The organism is Rhodococcus sp. D-46, assembly GCF_011290655.1.
Classification (GTDB): domain Bacteria; phylum Actinomycetota; class Actinomycetes; order Mycobacteriales; family Mycobacteriaceae; genus Rhodococcus_F; species Rhodococcus_F qingshengii.
Genome location: NZ_JAANTF010000004.1, coordinates 452,380 through 468,726 on the forward strand (window position 1 = coordinate 452,380; position 16,347 = coordinate 468,726).

Sequence of the window (16,347 nt, forward strand, 5' to 3'; positions counted from 1 at the left end):
AATGAACACAAAACGGGAGCGACACGATTAGTGTCGCTCCCGTTTCGGTAGTGCAATCCTCACGGTTTAGTGAGGGTCGCTTAGTGAGGGCCGGTATCAGGCGAGAGCCTTGGCCTTCAGTGCTGCGAATTCTTCTTCACTGATGGTGCCGGCGTCGAGAAGTGCCTTTGCATCTGCGATGGATTCGGCCGGGGACTTTCCGGCAACCTCACGGATGTAGCTGTCCTGTGCGTTCTTGACCTGCTGCGCAGCCTCGAGGGACCGCTGTGCCATTCCGTCACTGCGAACGATCAGGTAGACGAGCGAGGTGAGCAGCGGAATGAAGAACAGGAAGACGATCCAGATTGCCTTCACCCAGCCGGAGGTCTTGTGATCGCGGAACAGGTCGGTGATGATCGAGAAGAGCAGGATCAAGTACGCGATGAACGCGAAGCTGATGATGATCAGCCAGAGGAAGTCCCAAAAGGAATCCATTGTCGAGCTCCATTTCACAAGTCGGATTTGTCTGAGCTGACTATCTCACGCGCACGTGGCGTCTGCATCATCCTCGATGGGTGAATTCTTTTTGTTAACTTCGCTAACCGACTCTTTCGGGACCAATGTCATGCCGAATCGAAAACATCGACCGAAAATCTTCAGTGCTCTGAAAACGACCCTGGCCCCACCCGAAAATCGGGTGAGACCAGGGATTGTTCACGAGTCAGGAGCTGAGTGTCAGCTGGCGCGGTTCACTGCCGAGACCACAGCGCGCAGCGAGGCCGTCGTGATCGACGTGGCGATACCCACACCCCAGACGACGGTGCTCTGACCCTCCGGGCCCGTCACGGCGCACTCGACGTAGGCCGCGGCCTGGGCGTCGTCACCGGCGGACATCGCGTGCTCGGAGTAGTCGAGGACACGAACGTCGAAGTTGATGCTTCCCAGCGCGTCGACGAAGGCAGCGAGCGGGCCGTTGCCGGTTCCCGAGATCTCCTGCTCCTTGCCGTTCACCTTGACGATTGCGGTGATCGCATCGGTGCCGCCGTCCTCCTCGGACGCGGTGACCTTCTGCTTCATGCGCTCGAGCGGGGTGATGGGAGCGAGGTACTCCTCGTGGAAGACGTCCCACATTTCCTTCGGCGAGACCTCGCCGCCCTCGCCGTCGGTGATCTTCTGGACCGACTGCGAGAACTCGACCTGCAGACGACGCGGCAGCACCAGACCGTGATCGGCCTTCATGATGTATGCGACGCCGCCCTTGCCGGACTGCGAGTTCACACGGATGACGGCCTCGTAGCTGCGGCCGACGTCCTTCGGGTCGATCGGCAGGTAGGGGACCTGCCAGAGAATGTCGTCGACGTCGGAGTTCTGGCTGTCGGCGTCGACCTTCATGGCGTCGAGGCCCTTGTTGATCGCGTCCTGGTGGCTGCCGGAGAACGCGGTGTAGACCAGGTCGCCGCCGTACGGATGACGCTCGTGGACGGGCAGCTGGTTGCAGTACTCGACCGTGCGACGGATCTCGTCGATGTTCGAGAAATCGATCTGCGGGTCGACGCCGCGCGTGAACATGTTCAGAGCGAGAGTGACCAGGCAGACGTTGCCGGTGCGCTCACCGTTGCCGAACAGGCAGCCTTCGATGCGGTCCGCGCCGGCCTGGTAGCCCAGCTCGGCTGCAGCGACACCCGTGCCGCGGTCGTTGTGGGGGTGCAGCGACAGGATGACCGAATCGCGGCGGGCCAGGTTGCGGTGCATCCACTCGATGGAGTCGGCATACACGTTGGGTGTAGCCATCTCGACGGTGGCGGGCAGGTTCAGGATGACCGGGTTGGCCGGCGTCGCACCCAGGGTTTCGGTGACGGCGTCACATACTTCCTTGGCGTACTCGAGCTCGGTGCCGGTGTAGGACTCGGGCGAGTATTCCCAGCGCCAGTTCGTGTCCGGGTACTTCTTCGACTCGGCGAGGACCAGTTCGGCGGCGTCGGTGGCGATCTTCTTGATCGTGTCCTTGTCGGCGCGGAACACGACGCGGCGCTGCAGAATCGAGGTGGAGTTGTAGAAGTGCACGATCGCGTTCTCGGCACCTTCACAGGCCTCGAACGTGCGCTTGATCAGCTCGGGACGCGACTGCGTCAGCACCTGGATGGTGACGTCGGACGGGATGGCGCCGTCCTCGATGATCTCGCGAACGAAATCGAAGTCCGTCTGGCTCGCGGACGGGAAGCCGACCTCGATCTCCTTGTAGCCCATACGAACCAGGAGATCGAACATACGACGCTTGCGCGCCGGGCTCATCGGATCGATCAGCGCCTGGTTGCCGTCGCGCAGGTCAACGGCACACCACTGGGGTGCTCGGTCGATGATCTTGTCCGGCCAGGTGCGGTCGGGCAGCGTGACCGTCTCGACCTCTTCGGCGAACGGGCGGTAGCGGAACGTCGGCATCGACGAGTTCTTCTGCGTGTTCCACGCAGGCTGGTCGGACGGTGCCGGCTTCGTGGGCGGGGTGATGGTGCGAGTGCCGGTGGTGAATGCGTCAGCGGGGGACATGGGTGTGATCTCCAGGATTGTGGACCCGGCCTGTTGACCTGTTGGTCAAGACCATGAGTCCGGAAGGCTTGGTCGACCGGCGCACAAAAACCCCGCGGCGGGAGGCCAGTCTGGATCAGACCCCGTCGCGGCAACCAAGAAGGAGTGCGCGCTGCATGCACAGCACTCTACTCCTGGATTTCGCGAGAAATCGGTGGGGTTCGCCCTCATGTCCAATTTGTCGCCGAATTGTGCTGCCGTTTCGGCCCCGAAAATGGTGGACTGTCGTCCATGGATCCCCGAATCGCCGTGGCGAGGACGTACCTCGACGCGCTCCGCAGTCACGATGGCAGTTCCGTACCGCTGGCTCCGGACGCGGTACGCCACGAGGTCGGGCTCAAGACCGGATTTTCGGGGAATCATTTGCGGCGCAGCCTTTCCGGAGGTCCTCAGTATCGCGTGATCCGCGACATTCGTGAGGTGGAGTGGACGGTCGACGGGGACGACCTGACGGCTGACTACCTCCTCGACGCCGGGTTGTTCGGGCGGAACCTGATGACCGTTCGGGTTACCGAGACCTTCCGGATACCCGCTGACGATCACCGCATTCACCACATCACCGCGAAGATTCGACCGGCGCGCGCCAAGCACACGTGATGCGCTCGATCCGCTGGATCGTCTGTTCACTGCTGATCGTTCTCGCTGGTCTCGGTGCTGCCGGCTCGGTGCTCGCGCTGTTCGTCCACACCCAGGTGAACGACACCGACAGTTACGTCGAGACGGTTGCCCCGTTGGCTTCCGAACCTGCTGTCCAAGCGGCTGTCGTTGATCGGCTGACCGAGGAACTGACGCAGCGGTTGGACCGGTTTCCGCAGGTGGTGACGAGACAAGCCGAGAAACTTGTTCGGGAGGCGGCTCAGTCGTTGGTCTCCAGCGACCAGTTCGCGACGCTCTGGACCGCGGCCAACCGTCAGGCGCACGCGCAACTTGCTGCGATGGTGACCGGCAGAGCCACCGACGGCATCGTTCGGTCCGACGACAGCGGAACAGTCACCTTGTCCCTCGAGCCGATCATGACAGAACTGCGGACGAACCTCCGCGATCGCGGATTCACCGTCGTCGATCGTCTTCCGACGTTCGATCCGCAGTTCGAGATCCTGCAATCCGACGAGCTGGTGCGGGCCCAGGACCTCTCGAACACTCTCGACCGGGCAGCGGCCTGGCTGCCGTGGGTGTCGCTGGCCTGTGCGATCGCGGCCGTCGCAGTTGCGCCGAGGAGAATGCGCGCACTGTCCCTGGTCGGGCTGGCGACGGCGGTGGCGATGATCGCCCTGTTGGTGGCGCTGGCCGTCGTGCGGCGGGTCTATTTACAGAATTCAGACATACCGTCATCTGAGGCGGCAGTCGCGGTGTACGACGCGCTGGCAGTTTCGCTGGTCAGCAGTATCCGCGTGCTTCTCGCCTGCGGAGTTGCCGTCACGGTGGTCGGTTACGTTGCCGGTGGCTCGCGTTCTGCGACGTTGATGCGATCGCGGATCTCGCAACTGATCCCGCGCGGATCTGAGGCGAACAGCAGTACGCATCGGGAAGTCCCAGGACCACCTCGGTAAGCTCGACCTCTGGTATCTGTAAACAATTTCGACCTGGAGGTAGAAACGCGTGGCTCTCGTCGTCCAGAAGTACGGCGGATCCTCGGTGGCAACCGCCGAGCGCATCCGACGAGTCGCTGAACGGATCGTCGAGACCAAGAAGGCCGGCAATGATGTCGTCGTCGTGGTGTCAGCGATGGGCGATACCACCGATGAGCTGCTCGATCTGGCTCAGCAGGTGTGCCCTTCCCCGCCGGCCCGTGAAATGGACATGCTGCTGACCTCGGGTGAGCGCATCTCCAACTCCTTGGTAGCGATGGCAATTCACTCCCTCGGCGCCGAAGCTCGTTCGTTCTCGGGCTCACAAGCCGGAGTCATCACGACCGGCAGCCACGGAAACGCCAAGATCATCGACGTCACGCCGGGCCGTGTTCGCACTGCGCTGGACGAAGGCTCGATCGTTCTGGTCGCCGGATTCCAAGGCGTCAGCCAGGACAGCAAGGACATCACGACGCTCGGACGCGGTGGCTCGGACACCACTGCCGTGGCGTTGGCAGCTGCACTCAACGCCGACGTCTGCGAGATCTACACCGACGTCGACGGCGTTTTCTCCGCCGATCCGCGCATCGTCCCCGACGCTCACCGCCTCGAGACGGTTTCCTTCGAGGAAATGCTCGAACTCGCAGCGTGTGGTGCCAAGGTGCTCATGCTCCGGTGCGTCGAGTACGCCCGTCGTTACAACGTGCCTGTGCACGTCCGTTCGTCATACACCACCAAGCCCGGAACAATCGTGTCCGGATCGATGGAGGACATTCCTGTGGAAGAGGCCCTGATCACCGGAGTCGCGCACGATCGCGGCGAAGCCAAGATCACCGTTGTCGGATTGCCGGACACACCGGGACACGCTGCCAAGGTGTTCCGCGCAGTCTCCGATGCCGAGATCAACATCGACATGGTGCTGCAGAACATCTCCAAGGTGGAGACAAACAAGACGGACATCACCTTCACGCTTCCGACGGCCGACGGCCCCCGCGCCGTCGAGATCCTGACCAAGCGTCAGGAAGACATCGGCTTCACGCAGATCTTGTTCGACGACCACATCGGCAAGGTTTCCCTGGTCGGCGCCGGAATGCGGAGCCACCCGGGCGTCACCGCCACGTTCTGCGAGGCGCTGGCCAAGGCAGACATCAACATCGACCTCATCTCGACCTCTGAGATCCGCATCTCAGTGCTGGTCAAGGACACCGAATTGGACGACGCTGTACGTGTCATCCACGACGCTTTCGGGCTCGGTGGCGAAGAAGAAGCAGTAGTACACGCTGGAACGGGACGGTAATTTCTCATGACGACTATCGCTGTTGTCGGTGCGACCGGTCAGGTCGGCATCGTCATGCGCACTTTGCTCGAAGAGCGGAACTTCCCCGCGGACAAGGTGCGGTTCTTCGCATCTGCACGCTCCGCCGGTAAGAAGCTGCCCTTCCGCGGCGAAGAGATCATCGTCGAGGATGCGGCCGCCACATCGGATGAGGACCTGAAGGGCATCGACATCGCCCTGTTCTCAGCCGGTGCGACGCTCTCGCGCGCCCAGGCTCCTCGCTTCGCTGCTGCCGGCGCGACCGTTGTCGACAACTCTTCGGCATGGCGCAAGGATCCCGAGGTTCCCCTCGTGGTCAGCGAGGTCAACCCGCAGGACACGAAGAACCTGGTCAAGGGCATTATTGCGAACCCCAACTGCACCACCATGGCAGCGATGCCGGTGCTGAAGGTTCTGCACGACGAAGCCGGTCTGCAGCGTCTGATCGTCTCCAGCTACCAGGCCGTGTCCGGTAGCGGCATCGCCGGCGTCGAGGAACTCCTCGGCCAGGTGCGCGCCGTAGTCGGAGACGCGGAGAAGCTGGTTCACGACGGCAGTGCCGTCGACTTCCCGGCCCCGAACAACTACGTCGCCCCCATCGCGTTCAACGTCCTGCCTCTCGCAGGTTCGCTGGTCGACGACGGAAGCGGCGAGACCGACGAGGATCAGAAGCTCCGCAACGAGAGCCGCAAGATCCTCGGACTTCCCGATCTGTTGGTTTCGGGTACGTGCGTGCGCGTTCCCGTCGTGACCGGGCACTCGCTCGCGATCAACGCAGAGTTCGCCAACCCGCTCTCGGTTGCTCGCGCCAAGGAGATCCTCGCCGACGCTCCGGGCGTCGAGCTGGTCGAGGTTCCGACGCCGCTGGCCGCTGCCGGTGGCAACGCGTCGCTGGTCGGTCGTATCCGTCAGGATCCGGGTGTCCCGGAGGGACGCGGACTCGCGCTCTTCGTTTCGGGCGACAACCTGCGTAAGGGTGCCGCGCTCAACACGATTCAGATTGCCGAGCTGTTGGTCGGCTAGATCTTTCGTTCGGTACCGGCCCCGCACCTAGGTGTGGGGCCGGTGTCGTTTCGACAGGCGCTCTAGTCGAGTTCGGAAATGGCGACCAGGCCACCGAGGTACTCGGCATCCGAATACGCTTTGGCGAGTAGCGCTCCGAGCTCACCGAGAGCTCCGTTGTCGCTGCCGTACGCAACAAACATGCCCGCTTCGGGATCGGTGCCGAAGCGGCCCTCCAGATGCGGTGCATCGCGGCCTACCACTGCGTGGGCGACCGACGCCCAGTCGTAACCGGAGCCTTCGAAACCCTCTACCTGCTCGAATATCGATGCCACCTTGCCGAAATGCTGGTCGGTGAGCATCAGTGACCAGTTGCCCGGAGACGTTTCGAAAAGCTGTAGCGGTTCGATCGATGGTGATGTCATGCGTGTATTGAAGCAGATCCGACCGACAGGTTTCAGTCGGCCGCTAACGCCCGACCGATTGTGCGAGAGCCACGGCAAAACTGGAAAGTCGTTCTCGGGTATAGGTTTCGGGATCACTGACGGCCAGTCGTCCGAGCATTTCGGCGAACGACATCATGGTGTGTGCGAGGAGAACCGGATCAAGGCCTTCGAGCTTCGACTCGAGGGCAATCCCGGCGCGGGCCAGTTCTTCGGCGCGGGCGAAGACAGCTCCGCGAGAGAGCTTCAACAAGCCGTGATACTCGCTGGGGGCGTTCTCGACAGACGTCAGAATCAGGCGCCAGCGCGTCGGGTTCTCCAGTACGGCGTCGACGAAGGCGCCGACGGTCCCGGTGTACGACGCCGCTGGGCCGAGTTCGCTCAGATCTGTCGGCATGGTTTCGAGCACCTGAGCGATGGCTCGCTCGTGCTCGCGGCGCAGCAGTGCAGCGACGAGATCGGTCCTGGTATCGAAAATCGTGTAGAGGACGGGCTTGCCGACACCGGCTTCGGCAGCGACGGATTCCATGCTGAGGTTGTGCAGGCCAACGCGGCCGGTGACCTCGAATGCTGCGTCGAGGAGCTGCTCGCGACGTTGCTCCGGCGCCATGCGAGGGGCGTACTTGCGCCGCGGTGTATCCGTTGCGTCAGCTTGTGACCTGGTCATCGTGTGCATCACCTCCGCTCTCACCCTAATCTGCCTGCCACTTCTTCGTGAATAATACGCAACCGTTGTATTCATCGTCTGCAATTGTTACGGTGGCGTTGTATTCGAATGGTGCTCAGTGAGGCGCCTCTGCCGAGATCTCGAGGAGAACAACCGCTATGACAGCGTCGACCTCTTTAGTGCCGAATGATCTGCTGCTCCATCCCTCCACGTACGATCGGCCGGAGTTCGACGCGACCACGCGGAGACTGCTGGGCGCGACCGTCGACTGGTTCGAGGCGCGTGGAAAGAACCGACTCCTGGCCGACTATCACGACAAGATCTTCTACTCCGATTTCCTCGATTTCGCGGCGAAGGAAGGTCTGTTCGCCACATTTCTGACGCCCGCCCGCGACAGTGGTGGCGACTCTGACAAGCGCTGGGATACCAGTCGTATCGCCGCGCTGTCCGAGATCCTCGGCTTCTACGGACTCAACTACTGGTACCCGTGGCAGGTGACCATCCTCGGTCTCGGGCCGGTGTGGCAGAGCGACAACGAGACGGCAAGGGCGCGAGCAGCTTCCGCTTTGGCTTCCGGAGGCGTTGCGGCATTCGGACTGTCCGAGAAAGAGCATGGCGCGGACGTCTACTCCACGGACATGGTCTTGACGCCCAACGGCAGCGGCGGGTACCTGGCCAGCGGTTCGAAGTACTACATCGGAAATGGCAACTGCGCCAACACGGTCTCTGTCTTCGGCCGTGTCGACGGAGTGGAGGGCACTGATCAGTACGTCTTCTTTTACGCCGACTCGGACCATCCGGCATTCACCGTGGTGAAGAACATCGTTCCGGCCCAGATGTACGTAGCGGAGTTCTCACTCGTCGACTATCCCGTTGCGGCAGAGGATATCCTGCATACCGGCGAGGCAGCATTCAGTGCCGCACTCAACACCGTGAACATCGGAAAGTTCAACCTGTGCTTCGGCGGAATCGGTATGTCGACTCATACCTTGTACGAGACGATTACCCACGCGCACAATCGAATCCTGTTCGGCAATCCCGTCACGGCGTTCCCACACGTACGACGTGAATTCGTCGACGCGTACGCGCGCCTGCTGGCGATGAGGCTCTTCTCGGATCGTGCGGTGGACTACTTCCGCACCGCATCGCCCGAGGACCGCCGCTACCTCTTGTTCAATCCCGTCACCAAGATGAAGGTGACAACCGAGGCACAGAAGGTGATCGGACTGCTCTCCGACATCGCTGCGGCAAAGGGCTTCGAGAAGGACAGCTACCTCGCGGTGGCCAAGATGGATGTCGACGGGCTGCCCAAGCTCGAGGGGACCGTCGCCGTCAATCTCGCCCTGATCGCCAAGTTCATGCCGGCGTACCTCTTTGCCCCCGAGTCATTTCCGGCGATTCCGACGCGCAACGACGCAGCCGACGACGAGTTCCTGTTCCGTCAGGGTCCGGCACGGGGGTTGTCGAAAGTTCGATTCGACGACTGGCGAGCGGTGTACGCGAAGTTTGCGGATGTTCCCAACGTTGCACTGTTCGTGGACCAGGCAGAAGCGCTCGTGACCCTTCTAGCCGAAGCTGCACCGGATGCGGCGCAGCAGGTCGACTTGGACTTCGGCCTTGCGATCACCGAACTCTTCACCCTCGTCGTCTACGGCCAGTTGATCCTCGAACAAGCCGAGATCTTGGGATTGGACGAGGGACAGCGGAGCGGTGGGGTGCTGGATCAGATCTTCGATGTCCTGGTCCGCGACTTCAGTGCTGCAGCGGTGGAGTTGTACGGAAAACCCAGCGCCAGTGAAGATCAGCAACGGTTGGCACTGGCATCTATCCGGCGCCCCACGTTCGCGGCGGAGCGATTCGAGTACGTCTGGCAGCAAGTAGTCGCCTTGTCTGGTGCCTACGAAATGAACGGTGCAGGCTCAACGAACGGGGAGGAATGAAATGTCTGAACTGATGATGAATCGACCGCGTGAGGATTACGGCTTCTTCGGCCCAGGATCACCCAGTTGGAAGATCTGGGCCGCGCCGACAGCGCTGATCGGGTTCCAGCGGTCGGTGGTGCTCGAGCACTTCGACCCCTTCTTGGCTGCCGCAGTGGCAGACATGAGCGGGATTTACAGCGATCCGGCCGGGCGACTCGACCGAACCTTGGCGTACTTCCTGACCGTCGCCACTGCCGACGGGCGGACGGCATTGGCCTTGTCCGACCACCTCATGACAGTTCATGCTCAGGCCACGGGCATTGAACCGATCACCGGAACTCGTTACAGCGCAAACAATCCGGCGTCACAGCTCTGGATCCACGTGACGGGTTGGCATTCGGTGCTCAAGTGCTACGAGATGTATGGGCCGGGCCCGCTTTCAGCTGTCGAAGAGCAGCGGTACTGGGAAGAATGCGTGATCGCTGCCGAACTACAGACATGCAAGACCTCCGACGTTCCACGCTCCCGAGAAGAGGTACGTGAGTACTTCGCTGAAGTCAGGCCCAGATTGTGTACCTCCGAGCGTGCCAACCGGGCGATGCACTACTTGTTGAGAACACCGAGAGCGCAGGGGAAGACGAAGTTCGCGACATTCAGCCGATTGGTCGCGCCGGCCACTATCGCGACTTTGCCCGGCTGGATGCGAACCATGGGTGGGTTCGATCAGCCAGCGTTGTTGGACAGAGCAATTGCGCCCGCGGTGCGAACGGCAGTCCGGTTGGGTAGTTCACCGAAGAACATGACCACTGCTCTGAAAGTCATTGCGCCGATGACGGGCAAGGTGTTGGAGCGCCACCTGCGTGACGAGCAACCCCTGGACCCGAGAGTTGTCACGCCAGCGGAGATTCGGGAGCGATTCCCGCGAGCCGCCAAGGTTGCGCAGGCCGTCTGACGGGTTCGCCACGCATCGGGGGGGATCCCTCCGATGCGGCGCTGGGCCGTGTTCTGTTGTGCCTGAGGTTCGTTCTCAGGTTTTGAAGGTGGTGTTCGCTGGGCGCGGGTGCTGCTGCGGGTCGATCGAGGGTGGCGGGATGAACCAGGGTTTGTTGTCGACTCCTATTCGGATTTCCCATTTGCCGACGAACCCTGATTTTCGGTGCATCAACCGGTGATGTGAACGGCACAGCAGGACCAGGTTGTTCATCACCGTCGGGCCGCCGTTGGCCCAGTGCCGGATATGGTGCGCATCCGTCCAGGCGGGCACGCATGTGCAGCCCGGGAAGGCGCAGCCTCTGTCGCGGGCAATCAACGCAGTCCGTTGTTCGGCGGTGACCAACCTCTTTCCTGGTTTCGCATCCAAGGGCGCACCGTGACTGTCGAGCAGAACGGTGGAGAGGAAGCAGTCACACCCGAGGAGCCTGGTCTGCGACACCGACAGTGGCCCGAGCCAGGGCATGTGCCCGACATCAAGATCCGATACGGCCATTCCGTCATCAGTCTTGGAGGGTGTTGCGGCGCAGTCCCGATGCTCCGCCAGATCCCGAGCATTGATGTGCACATTCACATGCGGACGCTGACCACCATCGGTGCCAGTCCTCGCGCAGTCCAGATAGCGGCGGATCAGTTCCGTGAACCCGTCCGCCGTGCGTTTCGCCGCCGACCGAGCATCGGGAGTCCCGTCCGGTGCCGGGGTCGGCATCGTCAGATTCGACAACGCCGACAACAGCATTTCACCGGTCAGGGCGTCGAAATCCCCACGCACCACCACCCGACCGTTCAATGTCGACGCGATCCGCAACTCATTGAGATCGACATCCTCGGCGGGCGGGATCTCATCCGATTCGAACAACCGCTCCAAGGTCGCGATCACGTTCCGCACCTTCGTCGTCGTCGCCTCCACACCCGACGCAGCAGCGAGCAACAAATCGATACAACGAGGGAGCGCCTCCTCCGGCATGCCCTTCGGCGGTGACTCGCAGAACGCCACGATCAACACAGCATGATCGAACGAGCAATCCCCGTCATCGAACCGAGCAGCCACCGCCGGAAACGGCCGCAACGCTGAACCTAACGCGGCGATCTTTTTCCCGTCCCGAACCTGCAGCATGGTGTTGGCCGCCAACCACGAACCGACACCGCGGCTGGCGATCACCTGATCATCCGGGCGCAACGACAACTCGTCCACCACCGCCACACGCACAGCTTCGAGACGAAGAATCTCCGCACTCGCTTCGACAGCAGCAGCGCGCAACTCGGCAGCCGACAACTGCCACAGACGTCCGCGTAACCCCACCGCAGAACCCGACACCACGTCCGACAACAAGACACTCATTGAATCCCCCGATCCCCTCCCCAAAGGATACTCGAACATGCGTTCGAGTCAAGGGTATATTCGAATCTTCGGCTTCTCGCAAAGCTGCAAGAGTGCATCCGTTGTCCGCAAACGTGTTTCGTCGTGACGGAGGAGGTCGTCGAGTATGGCGACCGGTGGGGTGGGGTAAGGTCGCCGATTCTCGAGCTTTGGTTGGAGAAGGTGGTCGGTGTTTGACCGTGCGAGCACGCGGGTAACCCGCTCCGGATGCCGTCAGCGTGAGGGGGCCGTGAGTGGACGAGTCACACAAGATCCGTCGCCGATCGTTTGTTCAAGGGCTTGGCCTGCTGGCCGGTCTGAGCGCGTTGTCCGCTGGATCAGCGACGGCTCGACCACCTGATGTCGATCCATTGCGCCCGTTCCAACTTCCGTCACCCCGGCTGGAACCGTTTCGGGAGACCCTTCCTGTCCTGCCGGGCATTTCGGGTGGCAACCTGGAGCTTCGTGCGGCATCGTCGATGCACCGATTCCATCCGGACCTACCGTCGTCGCCGTCGCTGGGTTACGGCGGAATGGATTATCTGGGCCCCACCATCGAAGCTCACGTCGATCAGCTCGTCACAGTCCGATATGCCAATGACATTTCTGCGTATCCGCTTGCCGCGGATGTCGATCCGGGTCTGCACGGCGTCAGCGACCTCGACCGCACACAGGTCCCCACCTCGCTTCACCTGCACGGAGGAGTTACTGCACCGCAGTTCGACGGGCATCCGGAGCTGATTCAGCGTCCGGGCGAAGGTTTGGTTCACGAGTACACGCATGGTCGTGCCGCCGGCAATCTTTGGTATCACGATCACGCCATGGGAATGACGCGCCTCAACGTCTACGCCGGGCTGGTCGGGATGTATTTTCTCCGTGACGACGCAGATACAGGCACCACCGGGAATTCTCTCGGCTTGCCGTCCGGCGAATTCGAGCTTCCGATGATTCTGCAGGACAAGGTCTTCACCTCCGACGGTCAACAGAGTGTCCGTTCCACGTGGCTCACTCCGCAAGGTTCATGGGATCCGGCGACCCCCGGTGACGTTGGCGTGGTGAACGGCGTCGTGTGGCCGAAAGTGGAGGTTGCCCGCGGCCTGTATCGATTGCGACTGCTCAACGCCGCAACCTATTCGGTGTGGAATCTGCATTTCGCAAATCGTATGCGGTTCTGGGTGATCGGTTCCGAAGGCGGTTTACTGGCCGCCCCGGCGCCGACGGATCACGTTCGGTTGAGTCCGGGTGAACGCGCTGATCTGCTGGTCGACTTCAGCATGCTCGAGCCGGGCACGACGGTGGAATTGCGCAACGACGAACCGGTACCCCTTGCGGTGGTGCAACGCGGCACACAGGTGATGCCGGTCTTCTGTCGGTTCGACGTGGGCAGCGCAAAGGGATTCACCGGCTCGATCCCGCAGCAGCTGAATTCCGTTGCTGCCGAACCGGCGTCCCCGGATGTGGTGCGAAATCTCACGATCATGCAGCTGTCGCGTCCCTCGGATTACCCGTCGATCACTATGTCGCTCAACAATTTGAGGTTCACCGATTCGGATATCGAACTGCCACGTCAGGGAGCCGTCGAGCAATGGAATCTGATCAACATCACCACGGAACCACATCCGATTCATCTGCACTTGGTGGCGTTCCGCGTTGTGGGACGCCAAAGCCTCGACACTGCAGCACTGATGCAGCGGTATCCGGTGCCTGACTTGGGGGTCCGGTGGACGCCGTCGGCCGAGGAATTTGTGACCTCTTCGCTGCGGCCTCCCGAAGTGTGGGAAACGGGGGAGAAGGACACTGTCATCGTGGATGCCAACTCGATCACCCGCGTGATCGTGCGCTTTCCGACGGCCGACGAGTTGGGCTTCGATCCGGATGCAACTTTCGCGAGAGGTTCCATGGCAGACCACTCGGCACACGGAGAAGCCGGTATGGGGGACCTGCAGGGGTACGTCTGGCACTGCCACATGCTCGATCACGAAGACCACGACATGATGTTGCGATATCGGGTGGTGACGTAGCCTTCAAGGGGAGAAAAGTTCCCAGAGGAGGCAGCTGTGTCGGAAGGTGCGCCCACCGGGCCCCTGGACGGATATCGGGTGATTGAACTCGGAACCTTGATCGCCGGGCCCTTCGCCGGGAAACTGCTCGGCGACATGGGCGCCGACGTGATCAAGATCGAATCGCCGGACCGCCCGGACCCGCTTCGTACCTGGGGTCAGGCCGAGCAGGACGGTCATCGATTCTTCTGGACGGTTCACGCCCGCAACAAGCGGTGTGTGACGTTGGACCTTCGCGTCGACGCGGGACGAGACCTGTTTCTGAATCTGATCGAACATGCCGATGTGGTGGTCGAGAACTTCCGGCCGGGCACCCTCGAGAAGTGGGGCCTGGGATTCGACGTTCTCAGTGCGCGCAATCCGAAGTTGGTGTTGGCCAGGGTATCCGGTTACGGGCAGAGCGGACCGCAAGCCAAGAGCGCCGGCTACGCCTCGGTTGCCGAAGCGGTCAGCGGATTTCGGCATCTGAACGGTTATCCAGGGCAGGCGCCTCCGCGTATTGCCCTTTCGCTCGGAGATTCTCTCGGCGGGATGTTCGCCGTTCAGGGAGTGCTGGCGGCGTTGCTCTCACGAGAGCGGACCGGCCGTGGTCAGGTGGTCGACGTTGCCCTCACGGAATCCTGTCTGGCGGTGCAGGAATCCACGATCCCGGATTACGATCGGGGCGGGATCATCCGGCAGCCCTCGGGAACGAGATTGGAGGGTATTGCGCCGTCCAACATCTATCAGACCTCTGAAGGAAACTGGGTGGTGATCGCAGCCAATCAGGATACGCTCTTCGTGCGTCTGTGCACCATCATGGGGCGACCGGAACTAGCGCATGACGACCGCTTCTCCAATCATGTTGCCCGTGGCAAACATCAGGACGAGCTCGACGAACTGATCAGCGCCTGGGTCGCGCTCCAAGATCCCACCAGCCTGGTGGAACGCCTCACCGAAGTGGGAGTTGTTGCCGGGCCGATCAATACGGTTGAAGATGTCGTCAAGGATCCGCAGCTGATCGAGCGGGGGATGCTCGTCGACCACTACGACGAGCGGATCGGTGAAAACGTCCTCGGCTTGGGCGTCGTGCCTACCTTCAGTGAGACACCCGGATCCGTGCGCAACGCGGGAGCGTCGGCGCCGGGTCACGACAACTCCTCGGTGTGGGGCGGGCTCCTCGGACTCTCGGACGACGAGCAGGCAGAACTGAAGATGAAGGGCGTGATCTGACATGTCGGTACCTGGCGTGGGTATTCCAGCAGTCAGTATTCGTGAAGTCGGACCACGGGACGGGTTGCAGATCGAAGACCCGGTGTCGCTGGCGGAGAAACTTCGTCTTGTCGACGCTCTGGCTGCGACGGGTGTTTCGCGTATCGAGGCGACGTCGTTCGTCTCACCGCGCGCTGTGCCGGCGTTGGCCGACGCGGAATTGTTGGCCGCAGAACTGCACCAGTGGCCCGGCATCGAGTTCTCGGCATTGGTCGCCGGAATCGGTGGAGCGAAACGGGCCGTCGCCGCAGGAATGAAAACCGTCGAATATGTTGTGTCGGCATCGAATGGCCACAGCGAGGCCAACACTCGGTCGACGACGGAGCAAGCGACCGAACGTATCGGAGAGGTCGTCAGGATCGTCCACGACGCCGGAGGACGGGTGGAGGTCATCGTGGCCACCGCCTGGGACTGTCCGTTCGACGGTCCAACCGACCCGGATCGTGTTCTGCGGATTGCGGAGCAGGCCAAGGAGTTCGGTGCTGATCAGTTCTCGATCGCAGATACCATCGGCACTGCCACGCCGGGACGTGTCGGACGATTGATCGACGCTGTGGGCGAAAGAGTAGGTGACTTCGGCTTGGGTGCGCACTTCCACAACACGCGTGGCGCTGGTCTTGCTTGCGCGTTTGCGGCTGTGCAGCACGGTGTTCGAAACCTCGACGCGTCCACCGGAGGTCTCGGCGGTTGTCCGTTCGCTCCCGGTGCCAGTGGCAACATCGCGACGGAGGAACTGGTCTACATGCTCGAAGACATGGGCATTGCGACGGGTATCGACCTGGATGCGAGCATTCGTGCCGCTGCCGTTGCAGAGGAGATAGTGGGCCATACGGTTCCCAGTAATCTTCTCCGCGCCGGCGATCGGAAGCGGTAGGGACCTTTACTCTTCTCGGTTGGGTGATGCCAGCTGCAGTCTGACCAGCTGCTCGTGCGCCGCCGGCGGCCAACCGATGCGCTGCTTCTCCAGATACCAGGCACCGGCGGCAAATGCGATCGCGAGGACGATCCAGATCACGACGCTTCCGATCTGAGAGCCCAGGTCGCTCGACGAGGACACTTCGCCTGTGCTGTAGTCGTATTCCGTTGTCGTGGTGATTCCCTCTACTGCGAAGGTCCACAGAATCGGAAGGGCACACAGTGCGGCGAGGGCACGTGCGACATGCGCTGGACGCAGTTCGAAGATCATTCATTTCTCCTGGTGATCGAC

General features: G+C 61.8%; 15 protein-coding genes. 9 read left to right on the top strand and 6 right to left on the bottom strand.

All coding sequences use genetic code 11. The annotated features are described in order from the left end of the window. Positions 1–96: 96 nt before the first annotated feature. Together G9U53_RS12820 and leuA are read right to left on the bottom strand one after the other, a co-directional pair. Positions 97–474, bottom strand: a complete 378-nt coding sequence (locus G9U53_RS12820; protein WP_003943489.1) for a PLDc N-terminal domain-containing protein — start codon at positions 472–474, stop codon at positions 97–99. 240 nt (positions 475–714) lie between these two features. Then, on the bottom strand, positions 715–2,523 hold the full coding sequence (leuA, locus tag G9U53_RS12825; RefSeq protein WP_003943488.1) for a 2-isopropylmalate synthase: 1,809 nt from the start codon (positions 2,521–2,523) through the stop codon (positions 715–717). A 270-nt stretch (positions 2,524–2,793) separates the two neighbouring features. Here leuA and G9U53_RS12830 point away from each other — a divergent pair, with 270 nt between their 5' ends. From G9U53_RS12830 to G9U53_RS12845, 4 genes are read left to right on the top strand one after another with little or no spacing between them, the layout of a single operon-like run. Continuing rightward, positions 2,794–3,159, top strand: coding sequence for a hypothetical protein (locus G9U53_RS12830; RefSeq protein ID WP_042922809.1), 366 nt, complete (start codon positions 2,794–2,796; stop codon positions 3,157–3,159). After that, the gene (locus tag G9U53_RS12835; protein ID WP_007731502.1) at positions 3,159–4,112 is read left to right on the top strand and encodes a hypothetical protein; all 954 of its coding nucleotides are present in this window, start codon (positions 3,159–3,161) and stop codon (positions 4,110–4,112) included. Before G9U53_RS12830 ends, G9U53_RS12835 begins: the two co-directional genes overlap by 1 nt. A 49-nt stretch (positions 4,113–4,161) precedes the next feature. After that, complete coding sequence (locus tag G9U53_RS12840) at positions 4,162–5,427, top strand: aspartate kinase (RefSeq protein ID WP_003943494.1); 1,266 nt, start codon at positions 4,162–4,164, stop codon at positions 5,425–5,427. Positions 5,428–5,433: 6 nt separating this feature from the next. After that, on the top strand, positions 5,434–6,468 hold the full coding sequence (locus tag G9U53_RS12845; RefSeq protein ID WP_042447794.1) for an aspartate-semialdehyde dehydrogenase: 1,035 nt from the start codon (positions 5,434–5,436) through the stop codon (positions 6,466–6,468). A 62-nt stretch (positions 6,469–6,530) separates the two neighbouring features. On the opposite strand, the gene G9U53_RS12850 is transcribed toward G9U53_RS12845, so the two are convergent. Continuing rightward, positions 6,531–6,872, bottom strand: coding sequence for an Imm51 family immunity protein (locus tag G9U53_RS12850; protein ID WP_003943507.1), 342 nt, complete (start codon positions 6,870–6,872; stop codon positions 6,531–6,533). 43 nt (positions 6,873–6,915) lie between these two features. Next, the gene (locus tag G9U53_RS12855) at positions 6,916–7,557 is read right to left on the bottom strand and encodes a TetR/AcrR family transcriptional regulator (RefSeq protein WP_037130914.1); all 642 of its coding nucleotides are present in this window, start codon (positions 7,555–7,557) and stop codon (positions 6,916–6,918) included. Positions 7,558–7,715: 158 nt separating this feature from the next. Between G9U53_RS12855 and G9U53_RS12860 the strand changes: the two genes are divergently transcribed. After that, positions 7,716–9,497, top strand: a complete 1,782-nt coding sequence (locus G9U53_RS12860; protein ID WP_165638746.1) for an acyl-CoA dehydrogenase — start codon at positions 7,716–7,718, stop codon at positions 9,495–9,497. Between the two features lies 1 nt (position 9,498). Then, positions 9,499–10,431 carry an oxygenase MpaB family protein gene (locus G9U53_RS12865; protein WP_165638747.1) on the top strand — a complete coding sequence of 311 codons (933 nt, stop codon included), beginning with the start codon at positions 9,499–9,501 and terminating at the stop codon, positions 10,429–10,431. 75 nt (positions 10,432–10,506) lie between these two features. On the opposite strand, the gene G9U53_RS12870 is transcribed toward G9U53_RS12865, so the two are convergent. After that, positions 10,507–11,811: an HNH endonuclease signature motif containing protein gene (locus G9U53_RS12870; RefSeq protein WP_165638748.1), complete on the bottom strand. Its 1,305-nt coding sequence runs from the start codon at positions 11,809–11,811 to the stop codon at positions 10,507–10,509. Positions 11,812–12,083: 272 nt separating this feature from the next. Here G9U53_RS12870 and G9U53_RS12875 point away from each other — a divergent pair, with 272 nt between their 5' ends. Genes G9U53_RS12875 through G9U53_RS12885 form a run of 3 tightly spaced genes read left to right on the top strand, consistent with a single transcriptional unit; the run spans position 12,084 to position 16,014 of the window. Continuing rightward, positions 12,084–13,850 carry a multicopper oxidase domain-containing protein gene (locus G9U53_RS12875; RefSeq protein ID WP_165638749.1) on the top strand — a complete coding sequence of 589 codons (1,767 nt, stop codon included), beginning with the start codon at positions 12,084–12,086 and terminating at the stop codon, positions 13,848–13,850. Positions 13,851–13,886: 36 nt separating this feature from the next. Then, positions 13,887–15,101 carry a CoA transferase gene (locus tag G9U53_RS12880; protein WP_007732303.1) on the top strand — a complete coding sequence of 405 codons (1,215 nt, stop codon included), beginning with the start codon at positions 13,887–13,889 and terminating at the stop codon, positions 15,099–15,101. 1 nt (position 15,102) lies between these two features. Beyond that, positions 15,103–16,014: a hydroxymethylglutaryl-CoA lyase gene (locus tag G9U53_RS12885; protein WP_003943493.1), complete on the top strand. Its 912-nt coding sequence runs from the start codon at positions 15,103–15,105 to the stop codon at positions 16,012–16,014. A gap of 6 nt (positions 16,015–16,020) precedes the next feature. Here the strand turns inward: G9U53_RS12885 and G9U53_RS12890 are convergent, their stop codons facing one another. Continuing rightward, complete coding sequence (locus G9U53_RS12890; protein WP_136471627.1) at positions 16,021–16,326, bottom strand: hypothetical protein; 306 nt, start codon at positions 16,324–16,326, stop codon at positions 16,021–16,023. Positions 16,327–16,347 lie beyond the last annotated feature (21 nt).

What these genes read in the sequence shown, in the direction of transcription:
- G9U53_RS12820 (WP_003943489.1), bottom strand. Translation starts at nt 474, where the DNA reads ATGGATTCCTTTTGGGACTTCCTCTGGCTGATCATCATCAGCTTCGCG.
- leuA (WP_003943488.1), bottom strand. Translation starts at nt 2,523, where the DNA reads ATGTCCCCCGCTGACGCATTCACCACCGGCACTCGCACCATCACCCCG.
- G9U53_RS12830 (WP_042922809.1), top strand. Translation starts at nt 2,794, where the DNA reads ATGGATCCCCGAATCGCCGTGGCGAGGACGTACCTCGACGCGCTCCGC.
- G9U53_RS12835 (WP_007731502.1), top strand. Translation starts at nt 3,159, where the DNA reads ATGCGCTCGATCCGCTGGATCGTCTGTTCACTGCTGATCGTTCTCGCT.
- G9U53_RS12845 (WP_042447794.1), top strand. Translation starts at nt 5,434, where the DNA reads ATGACGACTATCGCTGTTGTCGGTGCGACCGGTCAGGTCGGCATCGTC.
- G9U53_RS12850 (WP_003943507.1), bottom strand. Translation starts at nt 6,872, where the DNA reads ATGACATCACCATCGATCGAACCGCTACAGCTTTTCGAAACGTCTCCG.
- G9U53_RS12855 (WP_037130914.1), bottom strand. Translation starts at nt 7,557, where the DNA reads ATGACCAGGTCACAAGCTGACGCAACGGATACACCGCGGCGCAAGTAC.
- G9U53_RS12860 (WP_165638746.1), top strand. Translation starts at nt 7,716, where the DNA reads ATGACAGCGTCGACCTCTTTAGTGCCGAATGATCTGCTGCTCCATCCC.
- G9U53_RS12865 (WP_165638747.1), top strand. Translation starts at nt 9,499, where the DNA reads ATGTCTGAACTGATGATGAATCGACCGCGTGAGGATTACGGCTTCTTC.
- G9U53_RS12870 (WP_165638748.1), bottom strand. Translation starts at nt 11,811, where the DNA reads ATGAGTGTCTTGTTGTCGGACGTGGTGTCGGGTTCTGCGGTGGGGTTA.
- G9U53_RS12885 (WP_003943493.1), top strand. Translation starts at nt 15,103, where the DNA reads ATGTCGGTACCTGGCGTGGGTATTCCAGCAGTCAGTATTCGTGAAGTC.
- G9U53_RS12890 (WP_136471627.1), bottom strand. Translation starts at nt 16,326, where the DNA reads ATGATCTTCGAACTGCGTCCAGCGCATGTCGCACGTGCCCTCGCCGCA.